Below are 4,970 nucleotides of genomic sequence, written 5' to 3'. Positions count from 1 at the left end.
TTCTTGAATTGCCTCGGGATTACCATATTTGAAGCTCAGCAATAAAGCGAAGGAGCAAGATCAAACCAGCGCATAACCGCCAATCTCGAGGTGTTGCAATATCACCTGGAATTCATCGCTCATAAGAAATGCTTTTTCCGCGCTAATGGTCGGGTGTGTCATGAGTTCCACATTGCTTGACTTCGCCAAGGCCGCGACTCGATCCAGTTTCTTTCCCTCAATGCACTGAATCAGGTCGAAAAAATAGTCCGGAAGACGATATCGACGAGCGAGCCAGCGATCGACAAGGTACCGGTAGGCCCGGTTCAACCAGCTCTTTTCGCCAGGCGAAAAGGAGAAGTTCCGCCGAACTCGCGTACCGGCCGGCATGCGCTTGCTTAAAAGGAAGTTAGCACATAAATGCATGTGATGGTGCCCGTCAACATGTGACGGCAACCTCTCGAATAATCGCGAGAACTCCTCCATCTGTGCACGGTACGAAAAGGCGAACGCCTGTCGAAGAAGCGGGTTGTACAATAGCTGCGCGTATTTGTTTCGCCGCAAGAACCTGACTATTCGTCTATGATGCTCTTTAAGAGCTTCGGGACAACTTACATCTGTGAACTCTTCAGAAAAATTAAGATGCAGCCCAACATCATCTAGCTGGTGGTCTTTCGCCAGCTTCGCGGCCCGCATCGAATCGCCCATGAAAACCATGGCGCTAACCGACGTGATTCGCCCCGCTTGATAGCATCTTAGGGCGCTGTCCGTTTCAGCCACTGAACGGCCCCAGTCATCCGCATTAACGATTAGCACGTGGAAGAGATCAAAACCCGAACTACAATAAGCGAAGATGACGGGGGAACGTACGGAGCCCTCGCTTCCACGGTCACGGCAGTTGAATCCGAGTTAGTCAAACCATGAAGTGTTCTCATCGTGCATTACCGATTATCTGAGTCTGCGCAGAAGACGCGCCGGATTGCCTGCGTAGACACCCGGTGCGGTGATGTCATTGGTGACGACTGCACCGGCGCCGATGACGACATTGTCACAAATGATGACGGGGAGGATGGTAGCATTTGTTCCGACACTCACAAAATTGCCAAGTTTAGTTTCCATCCAGAGGCTCCGTTCCTTCGCCGGGCCCCCATGAACGAAGCGATCATTGATAAACATCGCACCGTGAGAAATGAAGGAGTCGTCGCCGATACTGACGAGTTCACAGATAAATGAGTGTGACTGAACCCGGCAGCGCTTACCGATTTTCGCTCCTTTTTGTATCTCAACGAATGGTCCGACAAAGCTGCCATCCCCAATCGAGCATCCATAGAGATTGACCGGCTCGACGACAGTGACGTTCTTACCAAACTCAACATCGACAATCCCACTATGCGAGACCTTGGGCGCCGCCGTGCGGGGTTGCCTCAATGGCTGGATCCAGCGGGCGCGCTGGCTCACGGAGTGCCTCCCACCTTACCGGTCTGAGGCCGAACCTCTGGCTCGAACAAAGAACAAGTCGATCGGTCTCCGTGCATTAACCTTTGTATGAGCCGTTCATGTCTTCGCCAGAAGCTTCTCGTATGCGATCAAAATTAAGTACGCGTCCAACACGTTTCACGCGATTAAGTGTGCTTCGCGAATGAGATTGGAAACCTGAGTCAACGAATCGGCATCGACAGCCACAAGGTGATGGAGATCTAACTCAGCTACCAAGGTTGACGTCCGTTCTACCGAAGCTGTCACGCACGAATAAATAGCCGCCACTCGTTCAGCGACCTGATCGTTATGTTTTCCTATGATCGTGAACGGAGGATGATAAAAATCATCGACAGCGGTGCTTTCACGCATGAACTCGGGGTTCATGCAGACACCCAAGTCCTTCGCCTCGTTTTAGCCTGATGCTTTTCCAGTATCGGCCGCACGACATTGTCCAACGTCCGAGGCAAGACCGTGCTACGAAGAACGACGATGTGAAAGCTGTTTTTTTCTCGTAGTAATTCGCCGATCTGACAACTCTTTCCACCTGCATCAGATCCAAGCTGCCGTTGTCATGCCCGGGTGTCCAAACGCAGATTAGCGAGAAGTCTCCCAATCTCTGGACAGAGTGAGCCGGTTGCAGGCGTCCGGCTTCGACCCCGTGCGAGATCAAGTCTCCCAAACTCGGTTCGATTACTGGCTTTTGCCATGGTTAGTCAGGATACCTTCGTTTCTTGTAAATCGACACCGGTCACGTAATGTCCCATATCGGCCAAGCAAGCGGCCGTGACACAGCCGACATATCCCATTCAAAAAACTGTGATCTCCATCGGAATGATCGCCGCTAACGGCTAAGCTTCATTTGATTCAATGCTGTGCCTTGTTCTGCGTTAGCGCTGTACTCCCGAGGAGATAAGCAGCGACTTGTCGAGGCAGAGCAGGCCAATACCCGCCGGTTACCTTGACCGAATATAATTCAAGAGCTCCTTGTAAAATGCAATCGGGTACTCCCCAGCCTTGGGTCTGGCCTCAGCCAACGCGATGTAGTCTGGATGTGTGTTGATTAAAGCCATTCCGCCGTGCTCTGCGATCCAGTCGAGTTTTCGACGCCAGATCTCCGTCGTCTTCTCAGATAACAAGAGGAAAGTGTGGAATCCTGCGGGAGAGTGTAGGGAAGCTCAGGTAACCTCTTGCAGCGCAGTTACGCGTTGACTGTAGAGCAATAAGGCAATTGTCATTTGGGCGTGGCACCCAGAACGGAAAGATAGTGTGACGTCCGTCTGGCTGCGGCTCGAATGGGGCCGTGTCGAACGTGGATGCATTGTATTGCACGTCGAGATCATGCAGCCAATCGAGATTGCGCAGCATGAACCCCGATCTAAATCCCGCTACTCCCCATTCACGTGCATAGCGGATAATTCGCTCGGCGCGGCGATTGAACCCGCGCTATGAGGAAAAGAGGTGACCGTCATGCCTGAGGTTGTGTATCCCAATCTCAAACCCTGGCAGTCAGCTCATCTGGAACCCGGTAATTTCCCTCAGGAACAAAATTAAAACGAGGAGCAAAACCCAAGCTCCATCTCCAGCTACGAAGCGAGCGGCAATTTGCCAGGCCTGCACTACTCTCTACATAATGGGTGAGAACAAATGCAAATTTCTCGCTCTCCCGCCCGCCTTGCCAGTTTGAAGGCGGACGCTCGGACGCGGGCATGATTGGCCATACGTCGCCGAGCCGGTCGCGCAGGCGCACAGCAAGCTTTCGCCGCGCCTCCGTCCGGATCGCCTGTGGAACGAACGGCTTTAATCCGTTAATTCTGCTTAATTGGCTTAGCTTACTATGTGCCATCGAGCCACGCAGGAACACGAGCACGTGCTTTGTTAACCACTACTGACACATTGTCGCGGTCGGCGATTAATTTTCTGTAGCTTCGGTTAACCACGTCCCGGTTGTTCCTTTCTGCTTCTACGACAAGCAAAAGCTTGTCCATAAAAGCGGCCATTCCCCACGTAGGGCTCGTGTCGTACAGCGGCGGCATGTCAAAAATGATGTAGTCGAAGTCACTGGCTTTCATGTTTGGCATCATGTCGAAGAACTTTTTTAATCCTAACTGCGCTGGCCCACCAGTATTGGGCGATCCGACCGTGGCGAGGTATAAATTATCGGCAGCTGATGTCATTTCCTCCGATGGCTTCAGAGCTGCCTTCAACGGATAGGCAGGCTTACCTTTAAAAAACGGATGAACGTCTTCAGGGCCACGATTAACATCGACAAGGAGGACCTTGCCCTCGTCTGTTTCTGAAAGTGAAGCAGCCAGGCCGGCAGCAAGGCTGGAAGCGCCTGCCGCTTTAGAAAATCCAGCGATACCCACAAGCTTCGGCCTATGCGTGAGATGATTCAGTTCGAAATATAGACCCAATCGGTCTCGGATGGCATCGCAGTAGGGCCGGATGAAGTGACCGGAATCCCAAGGAGCGATCTTTGAATTGCGGCGGCCTGTCGTGAGCGCTGCGGGATTGGGTGAAGAACCATTGGGAGGCAACCTTTTCTGTCCGTTAGCACCAGTGCGATACGGGATTGAAAGCATCAACGGAATATCCAACCGGCTTTCCAGCTCCAGTGGTCGGCCGATGGTCGGGTTCAAAAACAACCCCCTGAGTAAGGCAAGAGCTATACCCAAGGCTATACCGCCAGCGGCAATAGCCAGAGAAATCTTGTCGCGTCTTTTGGTATCCAGTGTAGGAGGGGAGGGCCGTTGGACCGCGCTGATGTTAGGCATTTTCGAAGGATCCAGAGCCTCGTCCACGCGCGCTTTTTCGAGCGATGCGGCGAAATACTTGTAATTGTTTGAATCCATCTCGCGTCTGCGCTCTAACTCCTCAATCTGCGGTCGTAGTTCTGAAAGTTGCTTTGTTCGCTGTTGGATGTCGCGAAGCCGCGTCTTAAGTGCCTCAACTTTTGCCTGCTTCGCCGCAAGGAGAGCTTTTGAAGTTTCTGGGGTTTTGTCCGACTGCGACTTCCTCGACGTCCAACTGTTTGCCTTTTTCTGTCCTAACTGATTAACGAGAGCTTGCTGCTCGGCCACGTCCGCCTCAGCGACATTTAACTGCTTCCGAACATCTGCCGTTTCGTCAGCTATCGCATCCTGGCCGCCTTCAAGCGTCGAAACGATCCCAATCTTCTGTCTTAACGTGTTTAGCGCGTCCTCGGTTTGGTTCAAGCGCGCTCGAACGTGATCGGTTTGTTGGGTTACAAAATCGAAGGCGCCAGCGGATCGGTGCACTTCAAGGTGCTTGACGAAATAACGGCTCAACAGCTCCTGCAAAACAACTGGCGCGAGCTGCCAGTTGGGGGTTTTGTAAGATACGAGAATGACGTCGCTTCCTTTGGATGCTCCGACCTCCAACCCGGAGAGAATGCTGCCCGCAGCGGCTGCGTTCGAAGATGCACCAAGCCGTTTCGCACCGATGGCTTTGGCGACTTGGGCGGCCAAAACCCAGCTCGTCAGAATCTGCAC

6 protein-coding genes and 1 pseudogene are annotated in these 4,970 nt (G+C 52.7%); all 7 read right to left on the bottom strand.

Annotation, left to right across the window (positions count from 1 at the left end):
* Window positions 1-60 precede the first annotated feature (60 nt).
* The 7 genes and pseudogenes from DMG62_23065 to DMG62_23035 all read right to left on the bottom strand — a co-directional run bounded on the left by DMG62_23065 (window position 61) and on the right by DMG62_23035 (window position 4,970).
* Window positions 61-834, bottom strand: coding sequence for a hypothetical protein (locus DMG62_23065; GenBank protein PYY20580.1), 774 nt, complete (start codon window positions 832-834; stop codon window positions 61-63).
* 93 nt (window positions 835-927) lie between these two features.
* Complete coding sequence (locus DMG62_23060; protein PYY20581.1) at window positions 928-1,407, bottom strand: UDP-3-O-(3-hydroxymyristoyl)glucosamine N-acyltransferase; 480 nt, start codon at window positions 1,405-1,407, stop codon at window positions 928-930.
* A 186-nt stretch (window positions 1,408-1,593) separates the two neighbouring features.
* A complete protein-coding gene (locus DMG62_23055) occupies window positions 1,594-1,842 on the bottom strand; it encodes a hypothetical protein (GenBank protein PYY20579.1) in 249 nt (82 codons plus the stop codon).
* Window positions 1,820-2,149 (bottom strand): hypothetical protein, encoded by a 330-nt coding sequence (locus DMG62_23050; protein ID PYY20578.1) that lies wholly within the window; start codon window positions 2,147-2,149, stop codon window positions 1,820-1,822. Before DMG62_23050 ends, DMG62_23055 begins: the two co-directional genes overlap by 23 nt.
* Before the next feature lie 22 nt (window positions 2,150-2,171).
* Window positions 2,172-2,264 (bottom strand): annotated as a pseudogene (locus tag DMG62_23045) (hypothetical protein).
* Window positions 2,265-2,411: 147 nt separating this feature from the next.
* Window positions 2,412-2,594 carry a hypothetical protein gene (locus tag DMG62_23040; protein PYY20577.1) on the bottom strand — a complete coding sequence of 61 codons (183 nt, stop codon included), beginning with the start codon at window positions 2,592-2,594 and terminating at the stop codon, window positions 2,412-2,414.
* 696 nt (window positions 2,595-3,290) lie between these two features.
* Entirely contained in the window at window positions 3,291-4,970 is a 1,680-nt protein-coding gene (locus tag DMG62_23035) for a hypothetical protein (GenBank protein ID PYY20576.1), read from the bottom strand.

The organism is Acidobacteriota bacterium, assembly GCA_003225175.1.
Lineage (GTDB): Bacteria > Acidobacteriota > Terriglobia > Terriglobales > Acidobacteriaceae > Gp1-AA112.
Note: the sequence above shows the minus strand (reverse complement) of the source record. Positions and strands in the feature narration are given on the sequence as shown.

What these genes read in the sequence shown, in the direction of transcription:
- DMG62_23055 (PYY20579.1), bottom strand. Translation starts at nt 1,842, where the DNA reads ATGAACCCCGAGTTCATGCGTGAAAGCACCGCTGTCGATGATTTTTAT.